This window comes from Saccharopolyspora tripterygii, assembly GCF_054778355.1.
On the sequence record NZ_BAAGZP010000014.1, the window covers coordinates 126,545 to 147,294 of the forward strand.

A 20,750-nucleotide genomic window follows, 5' to 3' on the forward strand; every position below is an offset into this window, starting at 1 on the left:
CGTGGTGAGCGACACTCATTGTCAACAGGAATCGGCGTTAGTGTGCTCGCACACCAAAGTCTGAATTGATCAGTGCGCACGACCTGCCGGAGACGCGTTCCGCGCGGCCGCGCTGTCGGGCATGCTCGGTGGTCAGGCTGCGGCGGGTAGGAGGAACGATGCTCGACACGACCGTGTCCGGCGGGGCGGATTCGCAGGGGCGCGCGCCGCGGGAACCGAAGTACTGGGGGCTCAAGCAGCACCTCCTCGACCTGCTGCGATCGATGCCGCCCGGTTCGCCGATCCCGACCGAGCGGTCGCTGGCCTCCGAGTTCGACGTCTCGCGCACCACCGTCCGCCAGGCGCTGGCCGAGCTGACCGTCGAGGGGCGGTTGCTCCGCGTGCAGGGCAAGGGCACCTTCGCCGCCAAGCCCAAGGTCGCCCAGCGGCTCCAGCTGTCCTCCTACACCGAGGACATGCGGGCCCAGGGCAGGCAGCCCACCTCCCGGCTGCTGGAGGTCGTCGAGGAGGCCGCCGACGAGGAGCTCGCGGTGCTGCTGGGCACCAAGGCCGGTTCCGCCGTGCTGCGCCTGCGCCGGCTGCGGCTGGCCGACGCCGAGCCGATGGCCATAGAGACCACCCACCTGCCGCTCGCCCGGTTCCGCGGCCTGACCGCGCAGCTGGAGTCCGGTGGTTCGCTGTACCAGGTGCTGCGGGAGAGCTTCGACGTCGAGCTCGGCCACGCCGAGGAGACCATCGAGACCGCGCTGGCCAGCCCGGAGGAGGCCGAGCTCCTCGGCTCCGACGTCGGGTTGCCGATGCTGCTGCTGTCCCGGCACTCCTTCGACACCGAGGGCCGTCCCGTCGAATGGGTCCGCTCGATCTACCGCGGAGATCGCTACAAGTTCGTCGCCAGGCTCAATCCGCCCGCTTGATTCGCGACATGACGGTGCGCAGTCGCCTTTTCGCGCAGTGACACCGATTTTCGTTACACGTCGTGGGAGTCCTCACGAAAACGGGTGCCGCGGAGAAAACCGGCCCGGCACGCGCGTTGGCAGTGGGAGATGAGCGACTCCTATTGCGTGTGTGAGGGAAATGGCAAGGGGCGGCGCGGATTCGGCTGAAGATCAGCCGGAGAAGCAGAGCGAGAAGAAGACCCAGGTCTCACCGGCCCAGGTCGGTGGCGCGGCGCTGGCGTCGGTCACCGCCGCGTTCCTGGGTTCGCGGCTGGGCGTCGCCGGGACCGTGGTGGGTGCTGCTCTGACCAGCGTGATCATCACCGTCGGCGGCGCGCTCTACCAGCGGTCGATCGAGAAGACCAAGGAGAAGGCCGTGGTCGCCGCGGCCAGGGCGTCGGTGCTGCGGCAGCGCCGCATCCCGCCGGGGCACGCCCGGACCGAGGCGGCGACGCGGAAGCTCCAGGTCAGCGGTTTGCAATGGCCCGGCGGCGAAGCCGTCGAGGAGCCGGCGACCGAGCTCGTCCAGCGGGAGGCCCGGACCGTGCTCTCACCGCCGGTGCCGCGCCGCAGGTGGGGTCGCTGGACCTTGGTCGGCGCGACCTGCTCGGCGGTGTTCGCGGTGAGCATGCTGCTGGTGACCGGCTTCGAGGGCGTCACCGGACGCCCGCTCTCGGGCGGTGACGACGGGACGACGCTCGGTCAGGTCTTCAGGCCGGCGCCGCAGGCTCCGATCGAGACCGAACCTGCCGAGCCCACGGTCGGCGAACCGGCCCCGACCAGCGAGAAGTCCACGACGGAACCTTCCGCTCCGCCGACAAGCAGCGAGCAGGCCCGGCCCAGCGAGCAGTCGCCCAGCCCGTCGCCGAGCGAAACCGGTTCGCCCGCAACGCCATCCTCGACCGCGCAGCTGACTCCCGAGTCGACGGTCCCGGGACCACTTCCCGGATAAATGCGAAAAACGGTGAAATGATCGGGAATCGAGCTAATGATCAACGACTGTTCGGAGTTGTTTTGCGCACATTGCGCTAAAAGCTGGATGTGATTTCCCTGAGAAGATCTGATACTGGACCGGCGACGGGGCCTTGAGAGATCAGGTCACTACAAGGGAGACACGAGATGAAAAGCAGACTCGCGGCTCGCATTGCCGGGACCGTTCTGGTCACCGCGGGAACGGTTGCCGCACTGACCATGCCGGCCACCGCCACCGCGCCCACCGCCGCTCCGGTGGCGGGGACGCTGCTCGAGGCGATGCAGCGCGACCTCGGCCTCACCGAGGTGCAGGCCCTCGACCGGCTCAAGCTCGAATCCGCGGCGCAGCGCACTGAGAGCACGTTGCGCGACGCGTTAGCGGACTCCTTCGGCGGTGCCTACTTCGACTCCGCGACCGGCAAGCTCGTGGTCGGCGTGACTGACGCCGCCCGCTCCGAGCAGGTCCGCGCGGCCGGTGCCGAGGTCCGCCAGGTGGCCTTCAGCGTCAAGCAGCTCAACGGCGTCGTCGACGGTCTCAACGCAGGCAAGGCGCAGGCCCCGAAGAGCGTCACCGGCTGGTACGCCAGCGGCAAGCAGAACGCCGTCGTCGTCACCGTCAAGCCGGGTGCCGCCGCCGAGGCCGCGCAGTTCGCGCAGGCCGCGGGCGCTCCGGCCGACGCGGTCAAGGTCGTCGAGTCGCAGGAGCAGCCCCGGACCCTGATGGACGTGGTCGGCGGCAACGCCTACTACATCGGTAGCGGCGCTCGCTGCTCCGTCGGTTTCGCCGTGGATGGTGGGTTCGTCTCCGCCGGCCACTGCGGTGGTTCCGGCGACACCACCACCGAGCCCAGCGGCACCTTCGAGGGCTCGTCCTTCCCGGGTGACGACTACTCCTACATCTCGACCGGCGACGACGACACCCCGGTGGGCGCCGTCAACGACTACAGCGGTGGCACGGTCGGTGTCGCCGGTTCGTCCGAGGCCTCCGAGGGCGCGTCGATCTGCCGCTCCGGTTCGACCACCGGCTGGCACTGCGGCACGGTCGAGGCCAAGAACCAGTCCGTGCAGTACGAGCAGGGCACCGTCGAGGGCCTGACCCGCACCGACGTCTGCGCCGAGCCGGGCGACTCCGGTGGCTCGTTCATCGCGGGCGACCAGGCCCAGGGTATGACCTCGGGCGGTTCGGGCGACTGCACCAGCGGTGGCACGACCTACTTCCAGCCCGTCGGTGAAGCGCTGTCGGCCTACGGGGTCTCGCTGGTCACCCAGTGATCCTCGGTGGCGGTTCCCAGCGGGAGCGCCACCTCACGCAGCACGACGACCCCCGGGATCATCGGTCCCGGGGGTCGTCGGCGTCGTGCTCAGGGAAGTCGCGCGCGCAGGTCGCGGGCTGCCGCCGCGGGGTCCTCGGCCTCGGTGATCGCGCGGACCACCACGATGCGCTCCGCACCCGCCTCGACGGCCTCGCCGAGGTTGTCGGCACCGATGCCGCCGATGGCGAACCACGGACGTCCGTGCCCCCCGTGCTCGGCGGTGCGCCGGACCAGGTCGATGCCTGCGGCGGGACGCCCGGGCTTGGTCGGCGTCGTCCACACCGGGCCCGTGCAGAAGTAGTCCACACCGCGCTCGGTCGCGCCGGCGTGGGCCTGGGCGGCGTCGTGCGTGGACCGGCCGATCACCACGTCGTCGCCCACCACGCGGCGGGCGACGTCGACGGGCAGGTCGTCCTGGCCCAGGTGCAGCACGTCGGCCTCGGCGGCCATCGCGATGTCCGCGCGGTCGTTGACCGCGAGCAGCGCGCCGTGCCGCACGCACGCCTCGGCCAGCACCTCCAGCGCGGCCAGCTCCTGCCGGGCCTCCAGCGGAGAGCCGTGCGGGTCCTTGTCGCGGAGCTGGATGATGTCGACACCGCCGCTGAGCGCGGCGTCGGCGAAGTCCGCGAGATCACCTCGCTCGCTTCGGGCGTCGGTGCAGAGGTACAACTTCGCGTCGGCGAGGCGTGCGCGGATGCCGAAGCCGTCCAATCCAGGCATGCCTCCCAGCCTAAGGGGTTCTTGCAGACTCACTTTGCTTGGCGGTGCGGGTGGCGGAACCTCACACGCCGCCTGGGCTCCGGGCGCCACGACTGATGTATGCCAATACACGGCGTCGTGTCGTCCTCGCCCAGACGACGTGTGAGAACCCGCGGCGGTGCCGGCTGAGTCCCACACCTGAGGCAACGGCTCCGCCGCTTTCTGAAACGACTCCTAAGGCCTGTTTCGCGGTCGCTTCCCCGGCGGTGCCGGGCGGCAGGTCGTGGCCGACCAGCTGCTGACGTCGTGATCTGCGGACGGGTACGGTGGAGCGTGGTGAGCACGGGAGCCCGGCGGGCCGGGCTGAGAGGGAGCGCAGGGCTCCGACCGTCGAACCTGATCCGGGTCATGCCGGCGCAGGGAGCGTGGAATTGTCTGAGAATCGAACCGATCACGTCGCCGTCGTGGGCGGCGGAGTCGTCGGCCTGTCGGTGGCCTGGCGGGCCGCTGCCGCCGGGAACCGGGTGAGCCTGGTCGACCCGGCGCCGGCCTCCGGTGCCTCGCACGTCGCGGGCGGGATGCTGGCGCCTCTCGCCGAGGCGTGGCCCGGCGAGGAGGAGCTGCTCGAACTCGGCTCGACGTCGTTGAACCGCTGGCCGGAGTTCGCCGACCGGCTCGGTCGCGCCTCGGGCCTGCCGTCCGGTCTGCGCACCGAGGGCACGCTGATGATCGGCATCGACGGGGCCGACCGCGCGGAGCTCGACACCGTCGCCGGCTACCTCGCCGGCCTGGGCCGCAGCGTCACCAAGCTCACGAGCCGCGAGCTGCGCAAGCGGGAACCGTCGCTGGGGCCCGCGGTGCGCGGCGGGCTGGAGGTGCCCGGCGATCTCGCGGTGGACAACAGGCTCGCGCTGGCCGCGCTGCTGGCTGCCGCCGAGGCGGCGGGCGTCGAATTCGTGCGGGAACGCGCGGAACGGGTCCGGCCCGGCGTCGTGGAGCTCACCGAGTCCACTGTGGAGTGCGATGTCGCGGTGATCTCCGCAGGCGCGCACTCGGCGTCGCTGCACCCGGCGCTGACCGGGAAGATCCGCCCGGTCAAGGGCGAGATCCTGCGGCTGCGCCGACGAGCCACCGCGTTACCGCCGCCGACCCGCACCGTGCGCGGACCCGTGCACGGCCGGCCCTGCTACCTGGTGCCGCGCGACGACGGGGGAGTGGTGCTCGGCGCCACCCAGCACGAGGTCGGCTTCGACACCGAGGTCACCGCGGGCGGCGTCCGCGACCTGCTCGCCGACGCCGAGACCGTGATGCCGGGGATCGCCGAGTACGCGCTCGTCGAGGCCACCGCGGGCCTGCGCCCGAGCACGACCGACAACCTGCCGGTGATCGGCTGGCTGGAGCCCGGGGTGCTCGCCGCGACCGGTCACCACCGCGGTGGTTTCCTGCTCACCCCGGTGACGGTCGACGCCGTGCTGGCGCTGCTGCGCGGCGAAGAACCGGAACCGCTCATCAAGGCCACCGATCCGAGCCGCTTGGGAGGAATGCAGTGAACGTCGTGATCAACGGCAACGCGCGGGACGTCGGTCCCGACGCCACGCTCGCGTCGGTGCTGGACGACTTCGGCGTGCCGGAACGAGGCGTGGCCGCGGCGGTCGACGGCGCGGTGGTGCCGCGCGCGTCCTGGCCCAGCACGGTGCTGCACGCCGGCGCCGCCATCGAGATCCTCACCGCAGTGCAAGGAGGGTGACCGTGGACGACCCATTGGTGATCGCAGGTCGGGAGTTCGGTTCGCGCCTGATCACCGGGACCGGCGGGGCCAACAACCTCGCGGTCCTGGAGCGCGCGCTGATCGCCTCCGGCACCGAGCTGACCACCGTCGCGATGCGAAGGGCCGATGCCGGCGGCGGCACCGGCGTGCTCGACCTGCTGCGCAAGCTCGGCATCGAGGCGTTGCCCAACACCGCGGGCTGCCGCACAGCGGCCGAGGCCGTGCTCACCGCCCAGCTCGCCCGCGAGGCCCTGGGCACGAACTGGGTCAAGCTGGAGGTGGTGGCCGACGAGGACACCCTGCTGCCCGATCCGGTCGAGCTCCTCGACGCCGCGGAGCAGCTGGTGGACCAGGGCTTCGTGGTCCTCGCCTACACCAACGACGACCCGGTGCTGGCGCTGAAGCTGGAGGAGGTCGGGTGCGCCGCCGTCATGCCGCTGGGCTCGCCCATCGGCACCGGCCTGGGCATCCGCAACCCGCACAACATCGAGATGATCGTCTCCCGCGCCCAGGTCCCGATCGTCCTCGACGCGGGCATCGGCACGGCCTCCGACGCCGCCCTGGCGATGGAGCTCGGCTGCTCGGCGGTCCTCCTGGCCACCGCGGTCACCCGCGCCCAGGACCCGGAGCGCATGGCCACGGCGATGCGCAGCGCCGTCGAAGCCGGCCGCTTGGCCTCCCAAGCGGGCAGGATCCCCCAACGCTTCTGGGCCCAAGCCTCCAGCCCAGGCACCCCCACGAGCTGACCCCCGGTCGCGTGGTCCCCCAATTTCTTAAGTATTTGCACGTCACCCGGGTGACCCTCAAATACTTAAGAAATTGGGGGACCAGCCACCCTGGCGACCGGTCAGCGGATGTGGAGGCGTTCGGGGCGGACGAAGCTGATCGTGTAGCTCTTCCACGGGTTGTCGTAGCCGAAGGTGCGGTCGATGGCCTGGCGGGCGTGCAGGGCGTTCTCGACCAGGGAGCTCGCCAGGAGCTCGGAGGCCGGGGCGCCGCTCGCCGGGATGTCGGGGATCTTCGCCGTGGACTTCCCGCCCAGCAGGTCGTCGACCGAGCGCAGCGCGGGCACCGCGACCTTGCGCTCCTCGGCGGGCCGGAAGGCCAGCGTGGCGACGTCCTGGCGCAGCGCGTCGAGCGCGATCGCGGCGGCGCGGGTCGCGTGGTTGTCGTCGGTCTCCTCACCCGTGCCGTCCAGCAGCGCGGGCATGCCCAGCAGGTCCTGGGTCCGGCGCAGCGCGAGCACGTTCGCCGCCTGCAACGCCTTCGGCAGGTCCGCTCCCTGGCCGGAGGCGCGGACGCTGCGCAGCAGCTCCGACACCGACCAGACCGTGGAGCGGATGGCGCCGCGCACGTCCGGCACGATGCTGCTGGGCAGCACCAGGTAGCTCACGTACCCGACGATCAGCGCGATCGCGGCGCCGACCGCCGTGTTCGCCGCGAAGCTGATGCCGACGTTGACCAGCGGGCGGTCCAGCGCCATGGCCTGGTCGACCACGGTGATCACGATCAGGCAGCCCAGGACCGCCTGGTACTCGGCGCGCAGCCTGGGCATGTTCAGCAGCATCCCGCCGATGACCAGCGGGATCAGCAGGTAGGCGCCGGGCAGCAGGGTGATCAGGATGGCCAGCGCTGTCACGCCGAGGACCGCACCACCGGTGCGTTCCAGCGCGCCCGTCATGCTGTCGCGCGCGGCAGGAGCCAGCACCACGTACAGGGCGAGCAGCAGGCTCGACGCCGACGGATCGCGCAGCAGCAGCACGATCACCATGCCGACGGCGACCGCCAGGGTGCAGCGCAGAGCGTGCCGGAACAGCGAGGACCGGAATGACAGGTGGGCGCGCACGGCGCCCCGCAGCCGCTCCTGCAGCGCGCCCTCCTCGGGCGGCGGGACCGGGCGCTCGTCGCGGGAGACCACCGCGGCGCGGATCCGGTCCAGACCCTGGTTCACGCCGGCGACGGCGTCGGGCAGGTCCTGCCGGCCGCCGCGGGCCACGACCGCCTGCGCGGGGTCGCGGCGGGCCACCATCGGAAGTCCGGTGCAGGCGCGGGAGCGGATCGCGCGGGCGAGCTCGGCGGCGACGCGGTCGGCTTCGGCGACGATCTCGCGCAGCCGCTCGGCCTCGATCCGGTCGCTCTGCTGGGCCTGCGCGAGCAGCGTTTCGCGGGCGGCGCGGAACCGGGCGGCGCCGGCCAGCACCTGCCCGAGCCACGTGCTGGAGCCGTCGGAACGCCAAGCGCCCGCGGCGGATTCGAGCACGCCGGGGCCGGGGACCAGCAGCGTCCGGGCGACCGCGACGCGGGTCGCGTGACCGGGATCGGCGACCCCGGTGATCACCCGCAGCAGCAGCGCGAACAGGCCACCCGCGACGGTCGAGGCCAGCAGGACGAGGAACGGCTGGTCGTTGCCGATGCCGGTCGTGGTGGTCACCAGCGTGGCGGCGGCGAAGATCTGCCCGCCGATGCGGTAGTGCTCACCCAGCGCGGGCAGCATCCCGGTGCCGAACACCACGACCGCCACGGCGAGCCCGGCCAGCACCGGGACCTTGGTCAGCATGGGTCCGACCGCCATCATCAGCACCAGCGCGGGCGTCAGCCACACGAACCTGCGCAGGTCGGAGCGCAGCGCCTGACCGCTGGTGGCGGTCAGCGCGAGCACGGTGGTCAGCGCCCCCAGCAGCACCGGGGTCTGCAGCTCGAAGTACCAGCCGACGAACGTTCCGGCGATCACGGCGGCCACCACCAGCAGCACGTACTGCCGCTGCCGGGGATCCGGTGCGCCCGCCTCGGTGGCCATCCATCCCCGCGCCCTTGTCAACACCGCTCTAGCCACGCTCTCGCATACCCCTGTTTCCCTCGCCACGCCTCCAGGCTCCGCGCCTGGAATTACGCGCCTCTCGAACTTATGTCGACGAGTAGCACCTATCGGGTTACAGGGTGCTGGCGAGAATCACTCAATTGATTGGTCAGTACGACCGAGGACTGATCCGCCAGAAGGTCGAGACCGGCCCCACGCCCGAGCCCAGCGGGTAGGCGTCGGCGACGCTGCGGGTCACGAACCGCTTGCCGCCGCGCACCGCGTCCGGCATCGACGCGCCCTTGGCGAGCGCGGCGGTGATCGCCGAGGCGAACACGTCGCCCGCGCCGTGCGTGTGCTCGGTGGCGTAGCGCGGGCCCGGCAGCTCCAGGGCCTCGGCGCCGTCGAAGAGCAGGTCGACGCACTCGGGGTCGTCGGGCAGGTGCCCGCTCTTGATCAGCACCCACTCCGGGCCGAAGTCGTGGATCGCCTTGGCGGCGTCCAGCAGGTCGCCGCGGGTGCGGGCGTCGATGCCGGTGAGCAGCCGCACCTCGTCGAGGTTGGGCGTGACCAGCGTGGCCCGCGGGAACGCCCGGTGGCGCAGCGCGTCGAGCGCGTCCGGGCGCAGCAGCGGCTCACCGCTGCGCGAGGCGGCCACCGGGTCCACCACGAACGGCGTCCGGCCGCCCCGGCCGATCGCGTGCCGGTCGCAGGCCTCCAGGACGGCGTCGATGGTGGCGGCCGAGGCCAGCACACCGGTCTTGGCCGCGCCCACGCCGATGTCGGAGGCGACCGCGTCGATCTGCGCGGCCACCGTCTCCGGAGGGATCTCCACCAGGCCCGTCACGCCCACGGTGTTCTGCACGGTCACCGCCGTCACGGCGGTCATGCCGTGCACCCCGCAGGCGAAGAAGGTCCGCAGGTCGGCGTGCATGCCGGCGCTGCCGCCGGAGTCCGATCCGGCGATGGTCAGCGCGGTGGGCGGGGCGGTGCTCTCGTGCATTCCCCGAATGCTACGTGGCCCGTGATCCCCGGTATCGCGTAGCTGCTGACGTCTGACCAGCTTCGTGACCAGGTCGAACGCGACTCCGACAGAGGTGATGAGTACTGTGCGTGACGAGAAAAGAGCAAGGGGTGATCGCGTGGCTGCTGTTCCGGGGCGATCCTGTTCGACGTGGGACGAGTTGGTGCAGATCTGGCGGACCGCAGATCCGCCGGACAAGGCTTGGCGTACGGAGATCGTCGAGGAGACGATCGTCATGAGGCCGCCGCCGGGATGGCCGCACCACGCGATCGCCGCTCGTGCCCAGCGTGCGTTGGACCGCGCGATTCCCGAGGAGTGGGGGGTCTTTCAGAGGGCTGGTGTCGCGATACCGCACCGGAGGAGCGTGCTCGTCCCGGACATCGCGGTGATCCCGTTCGGCGACCTGCCGGGTGGGGACGATTCGACGCCCGTACCGGTCGACCGCGTGCTGCTCGTCGCCGAGATCACTTCGAAGCGCGATGCCGAGGTCGACCGCGAGGAGAAGCTGCGGGTGTGCGGGCATGGTGAGGTTCCGCTCTACCTGGTGATCGACCGATTCGCGGGAGACGGCCAGGCAGCCCTGCTGCACTCGCAACCGCAGGACGGGATCTACCGCAAGCGCGAACTCTTCCCGTTCGGCAAGCTGATCGAGCTCCCGGCGCCGTTCGACCTGACGATCCCCACCGACGAGTTCTGACGGCGCTGGGGGCGACTCCGGCGGAGCCACCCCCAGCCTCCGATCAGTCGCGGGCGGAGAGGGGCAGGTATACCTCGCCGCCGGTGCGGGTGAACTCCTCGGACTTCTCCGCCATACCGGCCTCGATCGCTTCCACGCTGGTCAGGCCGTGCTCCTCGGCGTACTTGCGGACGTCCTGGGTGATCTTCATGGAGCAGAACTTCGGGCCGCACATGGAGCAGAAGTGCGCGGTCTTCGCCGGTTCCGCGGGCAGCGTCTCGTCGTGGAAGGAGCGTGCGGTGTCCGGGTCCAGGGACAGGTTGAACTGGTCGGTCCAGCGGAACTCGAAGCGCGCGGTGGACAGCGCGTCGTCCCGCTCCTGGGCGCGCGGGTGGCCCTTGGCCAGGTCGGCGGCGTGCGCGGCGATCTTGTAGGTGATCACGCCGGTCTTGACGTCGTCCCGGTTCGGCAGGCCGAGGTGCTCCTTGGGCGTGACGTAGCAGAGCATCGCCGTGCCGGCCTGGGCGATCATCGCCGCGCCGATGCCGGAGGTGATGTGGTCGTAGGCGGGTGCGATGTCGGTGGTCAGCGGGCCGAGCGTGTAGAACGGCGCCTCACCGCACAGCTCCTCCTCCAGCCGCACGTTCTCCGCGATCTTGTCCATCGGCACGTGGCCGGGCCCCTCGATCATCACCTGCACGTCGTGCTCGCGGGCGATGTGGGTGAGCTCGCCGAGGGTTTCCAGCTCGGCGAACTGGGCGCGGTCGTTGGCGTCGGCGATCGAGCCGGGGCGCAGGCCGTCACCCAGCGAGAACGTCACGTCGTAGGCGCGCAGGATCTCGCACAGCTCGCTGTAGTGGGTGTAGAGGAAGCTCTCCCGGTGGTGCGCAAGGCACCAGGCCGCCATGATCGACCCGCCGCGCGAGACGATCCCGGTCACGCGCTGAGCGGTCAGCGGGACGTAGCGCAGCAGCACGCCCGCGTGCACGGTCATGTAGTCGACGCCCTGCTCGCACTGCTCGATCACCGTGTCCCGGTAGATCTCCCAGGTCAGGTCGGCCGGGTCGCCGACCTTCTCCAGCGCCTGGTAGATCGGCACGGTCCCGATCGGCACGGGGGAGTTGCGCAGGATGCGCTCGCGGGTCTCGTGGATGCGCTTGCCGGTGGACAGGTCCATGACGGTGTCGGCGCCCCAGCGGGTGGCCCACACCATCTTCTCCACCTCCTCCTCGACCGAGGAGGTGACCGCGGAGTTGCCGATGTTGGCGTTGACCTTGACCAGGAAGTTCTTGCCGATGATCATCGGCTCGCTCTCCGGGTGGCACCGGTTCGCCGGGATCACCGCACGTCCCGAGGCGACCTCGTCGCGCACGAACTCCGGCGAAACCCCTTCGCGGTGCGCGATGTACTCCATCTCGCGGGTGATCGCGCCCGCCTTCGCCCAGCCCAGCTGGGTGTTGTGCTCGCGTCCGTCCTGCCATCCCGCGCGCGTTCGCAGAAGTCCGTTGTGGACGTCCACGGTGGTGCTGTCGTCGGTGTACGGCCCTGACGTGTCGTAGACGTCGAGGTGCTCACCGTTGGTCAGCTCGATGCGGCGGAACGGCACGTGCAGCCCGGATTCGGTGCTGCTGAAGACCTTTCGGGATCCCTCGATGGGTCCCGTGGTGATTCCGGATGCGTTCGGATACACGTCGGCCACTGCCGTTCACTCCCTACGCCGGCATTACCCGGTCAGGTTCGTGCGGTCGGCGGCCCCGGATCTCTCCAGCCGCCCTCTCAGCCCGGTGTTGGTGCGAGCTCCCGCGGATTGATTTGTGCAGTGCCCGAGGCTACGGGCGAGTTGCGACCGTTGACAACAGGTTCATCCGTACGGCCGCATCCGGCTCATTCGGCGAACGGGTCGCCCGTTTCAGCCGGGTCCCAGCTCAGGCCGGGGACACCCCACTCGTTGCGCTTGATCATCTTCTTCGCGGCGCGCACGTGCCTTCCGGTGAGCCGGTCGAGGTAGACGTAGCCGTCGAGGTGGTCGGTCTCGTGCTGCAGGCACCGGGCGAAGAAGCCGGTCCCCTCGACCTCGACCGGGTTTCCGTCCACATCGGACCCGGTGGCCTTCGCCCAGCCGGCCCGGCCGGTCGGGTAGGACTCACCGGGAACCGACAGGCAGCCCTCCCAGTCGTCGTCCGGGTCGGGCATGGTCTCCGGGACGTCCGAGGTCGTCAGCTCGGGGTTGATCACCAGACCGCGGTGCTGGACGCCCTCGTCGTCCGGGCAGTCGTAGACGAACAACCTCAGGTCGACACCGATCTGGTTGGCCGCCAGACCCACGCCGTTGGCCGCGGCCATCGTCTCGAACATGTCCTCGACGAGAGCGCGCAGCTCGTCGTCGAAGCGCTCCACCCGGCGGGTCGGGTTGTGCAGAACGGGGTCGCCGTAGACGCGGATGGGGTGAACAGCCATGGCGCGGACTCTATCGGTTGCCCAGGTGAGCCACCCCGGTGCGCTCTTGCGCGTGAAACCCGCGTGTGATCGGCTCACCGTCCAGATCACGGCATGGTTCAATTGATCTGGGAATGACAGCAGTGTGATTCTCCGCGACCGAATCGCGAAGCTAGGAGCCGGATGGACGCCGCCCAGATGCTGACCGCGCAGGAGATCGCCCGGCAGTGCGAGCAACTGGCGCGCACGCACGGAAGTCAGCGGGCGCCGGAACGCCGGCGGTTGGTCCTCGCCGAGCCGATCACGCAGCCCATCGAGCGGATCGTCGACCCGCCCGAGGAGGAGCCGGAGCCCGGCCCGGTCGACCGGGCCCTGACCGATCGCGAACTCGGGATCCTCGCCTTCGAAGCGCAGTGGTGGAAGCGCTCGGGCAAGAAGGACATCGCGATCAGGGAACTCTTCGACATGTCCGCGTCGCGGTACTACCAACTGCTCAACACGCTGCTGGATTCCCCCGCCGCGTTCAGCGCGGACCCTATGCTGATCAAGAGATTGCGCAAGGCACGGGCGGCACGGCAGCGCGCGAGGGCCGCTCAACGACTGGGAATCGAGTTGCACTGATGAGTGTTGGGGAACCGTCCGGCGGGCCCGGCGGGGCCAAGCTGATAGGCCTGGGATTGATCGGGGTCGGCGTGATCGCGGCCGTCTTCGGGGCCGTGACCCTGATGTCCGGCGAGTCCTCGGACACCGCCCAGCCGCTGCCGCAGGAACCCACCTCGCAGGTGCAGTCCCCGCCGAAACCCGCTCCGTCCCCGGTCGTCCCGCCCGTCCAACCGCCGCCGGTGCAGCCGCCCGCGGACACGCCCCCGGTTCAGCCGCCGCCGGTCGTCGATCCGCCGCAGAGCCCGCAGCCGGGTTCCGGCAACGGACAGGCGCCCGGTTCGGGGCAGTCGCAGGACATCCCTGTCGGCTCGGGCAAGGGCAGCGAGCAGATCATCGTGCGGGTCTACAACAACTCGACGATCTCGGGGCTCGCCCACCGCGCGGCCGAAGACCTCCGCAAGGCCGGGTACGACGTGCCCGAGGTCGGCAACTACGCCGCGGGCAAGATCCCGACCACCACGGTCTACTTCCGGCCCGGCAGCGACGAGGAGCGCCAGGCCACGGAGCTCGCCGCGAAGATCGGCGCGCGCGTGGAGGCCCGCTTCGACGGCATCCAGGACGCCACGCCGGGCCTCATCGCCATCATCACCAACGACTACAAGGGTCCTTCTTCGGGGAAGTGATCTGAGGGTCTCTTCCGCTCGGTGTGTGGGGGTGGGGAAGTTTTCATGAAAACTTCCCCACCCCCACACACCGTCCCGGGGTCCCTGGTCACGAAGGCGCCCGGAGCGCGCGGGGTGTTGCCGGCCGCTCAGGTGGGGAAGGGGAAACGGCTTCGGTCCGGGGCCTGTCAGGGCTGGTGGTTCTCGGCGTAGGCGGCGAGCGTGTCGAGCTGGGCCTGGTCCAGCGACGGCCGTACCGAGCCTCGGGCCGTGTCCAGGTGGGTGGCCGTGACCTCGGCCGCGGCGATCGACTCCCGCATGGCCGTGAGCGCTGCTTCGCGGACCAGGGCCGTGCAGTCGGCGGCCGAGTAGCCGTCGAGCGTTGCCGCCAGTTCCGCGAGGTCGACGTCGCCGGACAGCGGGGTGTTCTTCGCCGCTGCCGCGAGGATCGCTCGGCGCGCTTCGGCGTCCGGTGGCGGGACGTAGACGAGGCGCTCCAGGCGTCCCGGGCGCAGCAGCGCGGGATCGATCAGCTCCGGCCGGTTGGTGGCGGCGAGGACGACCACGTCGCGCATCGGCTCCACGCCGTCGAGCTCGGTGAGCAGGGCGGCGACCACGCGGTCGGCGACGCCGGAGTCCGAGGACTGCCCGCGGCGCGGCGCCAGCGCGTCCACCTCGTCGAGGAAGATCAGGGCGGGTGAAGCGCCCCGAGCGCGCAGGAACAGCTCACGGACGGCCCGTTCGGACTCGCCGACCCACTTGTCCATCAGCTCCGCCCCCTTGACGGTGAGCACGTTGAGACGGCCGCTGCCCGCGAGCGCGCGCACGAGGTAGGTCTTGCCGCACCCGGGCGGACCGTAGAGCAGCACGCCGCGCGGCGGCTCGACTCCCAGGCGGGTGAACGAGTCCGGGTACTGCAGCGGCCACAGCACGGTCTCGGTGAGGGCCTGCTTGACCTCGGTCATGTCACCGACGTCGTCCAGCGTGAGACCGCCGGTCTGCAGGTTGTCCGATGTGGACATCGAGATCGGGCGGACCGAAGTCAGCGCGTCCAGCAGGTCTTGGCGGCGGATGCGCGGGTCGGCGGGGTCGTCGCGGTGCCGCAGCGCGGCTCCCAGTGCGGCCTCCCGGCACAGCGCCAGCAGGTCGGCGACGACGAAACCCGGTGTGCGCTCGGCGATCTCGGCGAACTGGACGTCCTCGTCGACGGGTGCCCCGCGCAGCAGCACGCCGAGCAGGTCGGCGCGGGTCGTGTCGTCGGGCAGCCCGATGGTGAGCTCGCGGTCGACCAGACCCGGCTCGCGCAGGCGCGGATCGACCGACTGCGGGTTCGCGCTGGTGACCACCACCGCCAGCGCGTCATGGCCGATGGCGTCGCGGATCGCTTCCAGCGCGATGGTCGCCAGCGGTGGCGGGTCGGATTCGGGCAGCAGCGATTCGACGTCGGTGAGCAGCAGGACCCGGTTGCCGGGCGCGGCGGTCGCGCGGTCGATGGCCTGCTGCAGGCGGTTCGCGGCGGTGCGCGCCTCCAGCGCGGCGATGGCGGGGGCCGAGACTTCGACGAGCTGCGCGCCGATCTCCGCGCACACCGAGCGCACCAGAGTCGCCTTGCCGACACCGGGCGGTCCGCTGATGAGCGCGCCCAGCCGGGGTTCGGCGCCGAGCCTGCGCAGCAGCTCGGGCTGGTCGAAGGCCAGCCGGAGCCATTCGGTCAGGCGCCGGGCGGTCTCGCGCGAGCCGACCAGATCGGTGACCGGGACCTCGGCGTGCGGCTCGGATGGTGATCCCGCGGGTTCCGGCTCTTCGGTTGCGGGGGAAGGGGTTTCGGCGGTCGTGCCGTCCTGCCACTCGACCACCGTGGACGGTTGGACGGCCACGGCGCCGGGAGGTTCGGTCGACGCGACGGTGATCAGCTCGTTGGTCCAGGTCAGACCGAGCGCCGTCGACAGCTGACGGCGCACCTCGCCCGCGCGGGACGAGGAGGAGGGCGAGAGGTCCTGGGGGAGGAGCGACACCGCGTCACCTCGGGAGAAGACCTTGCCGGTCAGCGCGAGGCGCGCCGTCTCGTCGGACACCGTCGCCCGCGCCATCCGGGAACCGGTGATCCCGATCCGCTTGGCGGCCTCGACCTGCGCGGGGGAGACGGCGACGGAGGTCCCCTCGGTCACCCCGAGGTTGAGCAGCGCGACGTCGTCGAGCAGCAGGAACCCGGTCGGCGACGTGCGGTCCGCGGCGGCGGCCAGCGCGACGGTCTCGCGCGCACCGGTCAGCCGCACGGCGCTCCACGGCTTCAAGTCCAGGGCGTCCAGCACCTCGGGGTGCAATCGCACGACGCCGCGTCGGGTGTCCCGGGCGGAGGTCGAGACCCGCGCGGTCAAGCTGATCGAAGCCACACCCCGACCCTAGCGGCTGTGCGCGGGGTGGAGGTGGTCAGCGGCGGTGCGGCACGGGGCAGTTTTGGTCCGAACCGTCCATGATCAATGTCCTTTTTGCCCGGACAGTTTGGACCAAAACTGCCCCGTGGGTCAGTAGTCGTTGCGGTTGCGGCGGAGTTCGAGGCGACGCCAGCTCCGGCGGGGGTGTCCCGGTCCGGTGGGGCGGCGCGGCAGGCGGACCCGGCGCGCGGCTCCCGCCACGCTGCGGCGCAGCGGCGGGCGGATGCCCAGGCGGCGCTGGTTGCTGCGGCGGATCGCCCGGCGCTCGCGGGGAGCGGCGTCCCACGCCTCCGGGTGCTGCGACAGCCAGTTGTAGCGGTAGACGGCGTAGGGGACGTGCAGCAGGTAGAGCACCATCGCGATGGCCAGCGACAGCAGCGGGAACACCACGACCAGCGCGGCCAGCAGCGCGACGCCCACCAGCAGCGGGGCCACGAGCTTCGGCGGCACCTTCACGGTCTTCAGCGACAGCGTGGGCACCCGGCTGACCGCCAGCGCGGCGATCAGCACCATCCACACCATGACCACGCCCTGGTGGGCCCACCAGCCCGGGTAGCCGAAGTGCGCGGTCAGCGCGAGCGGCAGCAGCGCGAGCAGGCCGGCGGCCGGGGCGGGCACGCCGACGAAGAACTCCTTGGCGAACGGCGGCTGCTCGGCGTCGTCGAGCAGCGTGTTGAACCGCGCGAGGCGGAGCACCATGCAGACCGCGAAGATCAGCGACACCACCCAGCCGGCCCGGTTGTCCTGCATGTGCCAGGCGTAGAGCGTCAACGCCGGGGCCACGCCGAAGGACATCGCGTCAGCCAGCGAGTCCAGCTCCGCGCCCATCTTGGAGGTCGCGTCGAGCAGCCGGGCGATCCGGCCGTCGAGGCCGTCGAGCACCGCGGCGACGGCGACGGAGCCGATCGCGAAGTTCAGCTGCTCGTTGAGGGCGAACTGGATCGCGGACAGGCCCGCGCACATCGCGAGCACGGTGATCGCATTGGGCAGCAGCCGGACGCCGGGGGTGGTCCGCATGCTCATCGGTCGCGATTCCCCCCGGGAAGTTCGGCGAGCGGGGTTTCGCCGCCGATGGTGCGCTGGCCGGGCTCGACCAGGACCTTGCTGTCGGCGGGCACGTAGAGGTCCACGCGCGAGCCGAACCGGATGAGGCCGTAGGTGTCACCGGTGTTGATGCTGTCGCCCTCGGAGACCTCGCAGACGATGCGACGCGCGACCAGCCCGGCGATCTGCACGACGGCGACGCGGGTGCCGTCGGCGGCGCGGATCGCCATCGAGTTGCGCTCGTTGTCCTCGCTGGCCTTGTCCAGGTCCGCGGAGAGGAACTTGCCGGGGCGGTAGACGATCTTGTCGATCTTGCCGCTGACCGGGACGCGCTGCACGTGCACGTCGAAGATGGTCAGGAACGTGCTGATGCGGGTCATCGGCTGATCGCCGAAGCCCAGCTCGGCGGGCGGCACGGCGCTCTCGACGTGCGCGACGGCGCCGTCGGCGGCGGCCACGGCCAGGCCCGCGCGGGTGGGGGTGGTGCGGGCGGGCTCGCGGAAGAACCACGCGCACCAGGCGGTGAGCACGGCGCCCACGACGCCCAGCGGACGCCAGATGCGGCGCAGCACGAGCGTCGCGACGGCGGCGCCGATGACGAACGGCCTGCCCGCCGGGTGCATCGGCGGAACGGTGTCCTTGGCCAGCGCGATCAGGTGCGCCAGCGGGCTCTCTTGGGTGCTGCTCATCGAGGTAGTCGCGCCTCTGCGTCGGAAATCATGTCAGCGCGGCGCGGAAGTCCTGCCTGCGCCGTTGACGTACAGCATCGCGGACGCCTCGTCCCCACCATCGCCAGGGGGCCAAGTCGATCAAGAACAGCCCGACTGACCTGCACGTACGCCAACCGGAATGCTACCGCCCCGAAGGCCCCGGGTCACACGGACGGGTGAAGGCAAAACCGTCAGGCAACCGGCGAAGCCGGTTTCTCCTCACCCCACCCGAGCAGCCGGCACCGCCGCGGGTTCTGAGCGGTCCTCTGGGGAGGACGCCGCGACGCCGCGTATAGACATACTCAAGGAGTGGCGCCCGGACCCAGAGGACCGCTCAGGTTCCGCCACCCGCACCGCTCAGCAAAGCGACCACCGGGCCCCACGCACAAGAACAAAGAGGCCGTTCGGCGCCTCCCCGTAGGTGCCGAACGGCCTCTTTGATTTCGGGTCCGTGCGCCCCCCGACGGCGCACGGCCCTCTTTTCTCGCGGTCCGCAGCCACCCGGCAAGCGTGGGTGCCGTCGCGGACACGAAGGAGATGGACTGATCAACGGTTCGTGACGCGGTTTCAAGTGTAATTGAGTTCACAGCTTGTCCGTAGCCGCTAACGGAGGACGTTGCGAACGCATTTAGTGACTCCGTGTCAGCAAACCCTCGGTTGGCTTCACGAACGTGGGGCGGTCAATCCAGGGACAGGGCGGGCTCGTCCGGTTCCATGCGCGCGCCCATGAGCTCGGCCAGCCCGTGGTACGGATCTCCGTGCTCGACGCCGTCGGCCGTGCTGTGCAGGGTCAGCACCGACACCCCGTCGTCGCGGCCAGAGGCCACGCGCAGATCGTCGAGCGTCGACATCGCGTACTCGTCCAGGTAGAGGTCCAGGTCCAGCGACCAGCCGGTCTTCTCCTGGTCGAGCCGGGCGGCGGCCACGTCGCGGCTGTCCACCCACTGAGCCCCGGTGCGCTGCTGGAGATCGCTGACCGGGCTCGACGCGAGCTCGCTGAGCTGTTCCTCCTCGGCCTCCCTGAGCCGGGCGAGAGTGCCCGCGAGCAGGCGCTTCGCGGCGCTGGCGTCGCTGGGGAGCAGCAGCAGGCCGCGGTCGGTGACGAGCAGGTCGTAGGCCTCGCCGGAGCACTGCACCGGGCTGACGATCCCGGAGAGCACGGGTTCGGGCTCCTCGGCGGGCTCGCGGGTGTGGTGCAGCGGGACGCCGAGGTCGACCAGCACCCGGTGCAGGCCGGGGATGAGCCGCGGGTCGGCGACCGCGGGTCGTACCAGGCGGTCGGGGTCCAGCGGTCGCCCGTTGGCGAGCCGCACCCCGAGCGGGCCGCCCCAGTCGAGTTCGTGGTGGGCTCGGCGGGCGCAGATCAGCGCGTCGATGACGGTGCATCCGAGCAGCTCGGTGAGGGTGTCCTCGGCGGTCCGGTCGATCTCCGAGGGGTGCAGGCCCGGGTTGAGCACCGGGTTGATCAGGTCGCGGCCGTGCCCGCGGTGGATGGCGGCGAGGACGCCCTGGATCGTCGGGTCCACGCCCAGCCCGCACTGGTGGGCGGCTGCGCTGAGCTGCGCGGCCTTCTCGGCGGACTGCGTCGCGCCCGCCTGGCGGGCGACCTCGGGCCACGGCATCCGGGGTCCGAGCGAGTCCACCAGCAGGCGGCCCTCCAGCTCCGGCACCGCGTTGCGCGGCTTGCGCAGGATCGCGAACGCCGGGCGCTCGTCGGCTTCCTTGTCGGCGGCCTTGAGCCGCTTCATCAGGTCGATCCTGGTGCGCACCGGCAGTTCCCCGCGCTCCTCGGCGATGGCCTGCTTCGCGCGTTCGGCCAGCGCGGGTTTGCGGGTGGGGTGGTCCATGAAGCTGCGGAAGCCCAGCAGGACGTCGGGGGCGTGGCCGATGGTGGCGGCCAGGCTCAGGTAATCGGCGGTGTAGTCCTGCCAGCCGAGCTCGATCGCGGTCGTCTTGCGCAGCGCCATCACGGCTGTCCGCTTGCCCGCGACGCGCACCGCGGCGGCGTCGCCCGCGAGCACGAGCTCCTTGGTGGTGGTCACGGCGATGGCCGTGAACAGCCGGGCGTAACCGGCGAAGATCCACTTCACGGGCCCCGCGGTGAGGCCGTCGACGGTCCGCTGGACGCCGGCCAGCACGCGGTGCGCGGTGACGGTGAGCCTGCTGCGGCCGGTCAGGCGACCGACCGCGTGGGCCAGCGAGGCGCCGAGCTCGGAGGTGGTCAGCGCCGCCAGCATCGGCAGCCCGATCTCCAGGTAGCGGGTGCGGGTGCGCAGGCCGAGCAGGGCGGTCTCCTCCCGGACGGTGACGCCCGGTTCGGAGGTGATCCGGATTTCGTCCGGGAGCGGGGAATCGGTGGCGTCGACGAGCTGGTCGACGGTCCGCCACAGGTTGGGCTGGGAGACCCGATCCACCGGCACGCCGCGCGGGCGGACCCGGTTGCGCAGCACGGCCCGCAGGCCGATCACCAGGATCGCGCCGACGACGAGGGCGGCGAAGGCGACCTTCATCCCTCCGACGGTGTCGCGGCGGAAGGTCATGCCCGCCATCAGCAGCAGACCGGCGATCAGACCGATCGAACCGGCGAAGAAACCGATGTGCAACGCCAGCGCCAGGGCGGCGCGCCAGGGGCCACGCACGTGCAGAACTCCGGAGGGGAAGTGGAAGGTCGAGCTC

General features: G+C 71.1%; 18 protein-coding genes and 1 riboswitch. Of the genes, 9 read left to right on the forward strand and 9 right to left on the reverse strand.

The genetic code is table 11. The features are described 5' to 3' along the window. Positions 1-158: 158 nt before the first annotated feature. The 3 genes from ACYVF3_RS11625 to ACYVF3_RS11635 all read left to right on the forward strand — a co-directional run bounded on the left by ACYVF3_RS11625 (position 159) and on the right by ACYVF3_RS11635 (position 3,179). On the forward strand, positions 159-914 hold the full coding sequence (locus tag ACYVF3_RS11625) for a GntR family transcriptional regulator (protein WP_461154228.1): 756 nt from the start codon (positions 159-161) through the stop codon (positions 912-914). 160 nt (positions 915-1,074) lie between these two features. Further along, entirely contained in the window at positions 1,075-1,887 is an 813-nt protein-coding gene (locus ACYVF3_RS11630; RefSeq protein WP_461154229.1) for a hypothetical protein, read from the forward strand. 167 nt (positions 1,888-2,054) lie between these two features. Beyond that, the gene (locus tag ACYVF3_RS11635) at positions 2,055-3,179 is read left to right on the forward strand and encodes a S1 family peptidase (protein ID WP_461154230.1); all 1,125 of its coding nucleotides are present in this window, start codon (positions 2,055-2,057) and stop codon (positions 3,177-3,179) included. 89 nt (positions 3,180-3,268) lie between these two features. On the opposite strand, the gene thiE is transcribed toward ACYVF3_RS11635, so the two are convergent. Continuing rightward, the gene (gene thiE / locus ACYVF3_RS11640) at positions 3,269-3,940 is read right to left on the reverse strand and encodes a thiamine phosphate synthase (RefSeq protein WP_461154231.1); all 672 of its coding nucleotides are present in this window, start codon (positions 3,938-3,940) and stop codon (positions 3,269-3,271) included. A gap of 311 nt (positions 3,941-4,251) precedes the next feature. Continuing rightward, positions 4,252-4,359: riboswitch (TPP riboswitch) on the forward strand. Between thiE and thiO the strand changes: the two genes are divergently transcribed. The 3 genes from thiO (at position 4,351) to thiG (ending at position 6,433) form a co-directional block, all read left to right on the forward strand. Further along, positions 4,351-5,469, forward strand: a complete 1,119-nt coding sequence (gene thiO, locus ACYVF3_RS11645) for a glycine oxidase ThiO (protein ID WP_461154232.1) — start codon at positions 4,351-4,353, stop codon at positions 5,467-5,469. It overlaps the preceding riboswitch by 9 nt. Next, the gene (thiS, locus tag ACYVF3_RS11650) at positions 5,466-5,666 is read left to right on the forward strand and encodes a sulfur carrier protein ThiS (protein ID WP_461154233.1); all 201 of its coding nucleotides are present in this window, start codon (positions 5,466-5,468) and stop codon (positions 5,664-5,666) included. The genes thiO and thiS overlap by 4 nt, the downstream gene beginning before the upstream one ends. 2 nt (positions 5,667-5,668) lie before the next feature. Continuing rightward, on the forward strand, positions 5,669-6,433 hold the full coding sequence (thiG, locus tag ACYVF3_RS11655) for a thiazole synthase (RefSeq protein WP_461154234.1): 765 nt from the start codon (positions 5,669-5,671) through the stop codon (positions 6,431-6,433). A gap of 101 nt (positions 6,434-6,534) precedes the next feature. Here the strand turns inward: thiG and ACYVF3_RS11660 are convergent, their stop codons facing one another. Together ACYVF3_RS11660 and thiD are read right to left on the reverse strand one after the other, a co-directional pair. Continuing rightward, on the reverse strand, positions 6,535-8,484 hold the full coding sequence (locus ACYVF3_RS11660) for an FUSC family protein (protein WP_461154235.1): 1,950 nt from the start codon (positions 8,482-8,484) through the stop codon (positions 6,535-6,537). 169 nt (positions 8,485-8,653) lie between these two features. Continuing rightward, positions 8,654-9,487 carry a bifunctional hydroxymethylpyrimidine kinase/phosphomethylpyrimidine kinase gene (gene thiD, locus ACYVF3_RS11665; RefSeq protein WP_461154236.1) on the reverse strand — a complete coding sequence of 278 codons (834 nt, stop codon included), beginning with the start codon at positions 9,485-9,487 and terminating at the stop codon, positions 8,654-8,656. 97 nt (positions 9,488-9,584) lie between these two features. On the opposite strand from thiD, the gene ACYVF3_RS11670 reads away from it, so the two are divergent. Further along, positions 9,585-10,205 (forward strand): Uma2 family endonuclease, encoded by a 621-nt coding sequence (locus ACYVF3_RS11670; protein ID WP_461154237.1) that lies wholly within the window; start codon positions 9,585-9,587, stop codon positions 10,203-10,205. 43 nt (positions 10,206-10,248) lie between these two features. Here the strand turns inward: ACYVF3_RS11670 and thiC are convergent, their stop codons facing one another. Together thiC and ACYVF3_RS11680 are read right to left on the reverse strand one after the other, a co-directional pair. Then, on the reverse strand, positions 10,249-11,883 hold the full coding sequence (gene thiC, locus ACYVF3_RS11675; protein WP_461154238.1) for a phosphomethylpyrimidine synthase ThiC: 1,635 nt from the start codon (positions 11,881-11,883) through the stop codon (positions 10,249-10,251). Positions 11,884-12,068: 185 nt separating this feature from the next. Then, positions 12,069-12,641 (reverse strand): peptide deformylase, encoded by a 573-nt coding sequence (locus ACYVF3_RS11680; protein WP_461154239.1) that lies wholly within the window; start codon positions 12,639-12,641, stop codon positions 12,069-12,071. A 291-nt stretch (positions 12,642-12,932) separates the two neighbouring features. Here ACYVF3_RS11680 and ACYVF3_RS11685 point away from each other — a divergent pair, with 291 nt between their 5' ends. Together ACYVF3_RS11685 and ACYVF3_RS11690 are read left to right on the forward strand one after the other, a co-directional pair. After that, positions 12,933-13,241, forward strand: coding sequence for a DUF3263 domain-containing protein (locus ACYVF3_RS11685; RefSeq protein WP_425474192.1), 309 nt, complete (start codon positions 12,933-12,935; stop codon positions 13,239-13,241). Continuing rightward, a complete protein-coding gene (locus ACYVF3_RS11690) occupies positions 13,241-13,906 on the forward strand; it encodes a LytR C-terminal domain-containing protein (protein WP_461154240.1) in 666 nt (221 codons plus the stop codon). The genes ACYVF3_RS11685 and ACYVF3_RS11690 overlap by 1 nt, the downstream gene beginning before the upstream one ends. Positions 13,907-14,073: 167 nt before the next feature. Here the strand turns inward: ACYVF3_RS11690 and ACYVF3_RS11695 are convergent, their stop codons facing one another. The 4 genes from ACYVF3_RS11695 to ACYVF3_RS11710 all read right to left on the reverse strand — a co-directional run bounded on the left by ACYVF3_RS11695 (position 14,074) and on the right by ACYVF3_RS11710 (position 20,713). Further along, positions 14,074-16,278 (reverse strand): AAA family ATPase, encoded by a 2,205-nt coding sequence (locus ACYVF3_RS11695; RefSeq protein ID WP_461154241.1) that lies wholly within the window; start codon positions 16,276-16,278, stop codon positions 14,074-14,076. A 132-nt stretch (positions 16,279-16,410) separates the two neighbouring features. Continuing rightward, positions 16,411-17,343 (reverse strand): CDP-diacylglycerol--serine O-phosphatidyltransferase, encoded by a 933-nt coding sequence (gene pssA, locus ACYVF3_RS11700; RefSeq protein WP_461154242.1) that lies wholly within the window; start codon positions 17,341-17,343, stop codon positions 16,411-16,413. Continuing rightward, on the reverse strand, positions 17,340-18,053 hold the full coding sequence (locus ACYVF3_RS11705) for a phosphatidylserine decarboxylase (protein ID WP_461154243.1): 714 nt from the start codon (positions 18,051-18,053) through the stop codon (positions 17,340-17,342). The genes pssA and ACYVF3_RS11705 overlap by 4 nt, the downstream gene beginning before the upstream one ends. A 701-nt stretch (positions 18,054-18,754) precedes the next feature. Beyond that, entirely contained in the window at positions 18,755-20,713 is a 1,959-nt protein-coding gene (locus ACYVF3_RS11710; protein ID WP_461154244.1) for a M48 family metallopeptidase, read from the reverse strand. Between the last annotated feature and the right edge of the window lie 37 nt (positions 20,714-20,750).

Coding starts and splice junctions, on each gene's coding strand:
- thiE (WP_461154231.1), bottom strand. CDS start 3,940: ATGCCTGGATTGGACGGCTTCGGCATCCGCGCACGCCTCGCCGACGCG.
- ACYVF3_RS11630 (WP_461154229.1), top strand. CDS start 1,075: ATGGCAAGGGGCGGCGCGGATTCGGCTGAAGATCAGCCGGAGAAGCAG.
- ACYVF3_RS11680 (WP_461154239.1), bottom strand. CDS start 12,641: ATGGCTGTTCACCCCATCCGCGTCTACGGCGACCCCGTTCTGCACAAC.
- ACYVF3_RS11625 (WP_461154228.1), top strand. CDS start 159: ATGCTCGACACGACCGTGTCCGGCGGGGCGGATTCGCAGGGGCGCGCG.
- ACYVF3_RS11670 (WP_461154237.1), top strand. CDS start 9,585: ATGAGTACTGTGCGTGACGAGAAAAGAGCAAGGGGTGATCGCGTGGCT.
- ACYVF3_RS11660 (WP_461154235.1), bottom strand. CDS start 8,484: ATGGCCACCGAGGCGGGCGCACCGGATCCCCGGCAGCGGCAGTACGTG.
- thiD (WP_461154236.1), bottom strand. CDS start 9,487: ATGCACGAGAGCACCGCCCCGCCCACCGCGCTGACCATCGCCGGATCG.
- ACYVF3_RS11705 (WP_461154243.1), bottom strand. CDS start 18,053: ATGAGCAGCACCCAAGAGAGCCCGCTGGCGCACCTGATCGCGCTGGCC.
- ACYVF3_RS11690 (WP_461154240.1), top strand. CDS start 13,241: ATGAGTGTTGGGGAACCGTCCGGCGGGCCCGGCGGGGCCAAGCTGATA.
- ACYVF3_RS11635 (WP_461154230.1), top strand. CDS start 2,055: ATGAAAAGCAGACTCGCGGCTCGCATTGCCGGGACCGTTCTGGTCACC.
- pssA (WP_461154242.1), bottom strand. CDS start 17,343: ATGAGCATGCGGACCACCCCCGGCGTCCGGCTGCTGCCCAATGCGATC.